Genomic DNA, 654 nt, shown 5'->3' with positions numbered 1-654 from the left:
CCTGCAGCTTGGCCAGCTTCGCCTGCCTCTGTTGTTCGGCCTGCTGAGCCGCCTGCATGGCCTGCTGAAGCTGCTGTTGCTGCTCGGGCGGCACCTGAGCGCCCTGGGGCGGCGGTGGCGGCGGCTGCACTGGGGTCAAATCCTGCTGCGTCGGGATAATCTGCACGCCGGTCATCTGCTGCAGCGTCTCATGCGAGAATTTCGCCGGGATGATTTCGGCCATCATCACAAAGATGTCGCGTGCGCAGCGTTCCATCATCCGCTGCATCTTCTGGATGCGCAGCGAGCCCCATTGGGTCTTGATGTTCTGCGCCGTGGCCGTCTCGCTGGCCTGCGAAGCGCCGCGCACGATGTCGGAAATGCCGGTGATCTCGTAGATGGCCTGCTTGGTCTGTTCGCGGGCGCTGTAGAGTTCCCGCAGCACCAGAATGAACTTCTCGACCGGCCAGAACGCGACCGCGCCGGACAGGCCGCCATTGGCCGCCCAAATGTCCGCATTGCCGATCGGCACGAATTCCGTGTCGTCGGCCGCCAGCATGTTGGCGATGTCGCCAGCGTCGCCGGAATACCAGCCTTTGACCTTCATGTGCCGGGTGATGACGCCGATGCGCTTGGTGGTCAGGTCCAGTTCGTCGGCGAGCCTGCTGTAGATCG

1 pseudogene is annotated in these 654 nt (G+C 63.8%); it reads right to left on the bottom strand.

The features are described from left to right. A pseudogene (locus EN780_RS36500) lies at nucleotides 1–654 on the bottom strand (hypothetical protein); the annotation flags it as partial.

Origin of the sequence: Mesorhizobium sp. M4B.F.Ca.ET.089.01.1.1, assembly GCF_004022605.1 — a bacterium.
Lineage (GTDB): Bacteria > Pseudomonadota > Alphaproteobacteria > Rhizobiales > Rhizobiaceae > Mesorhizobium > Mesorhizobium abyssinicae.
This window is presented reverse-complemented; position numbering and strand designations above follow the sequence as displayed.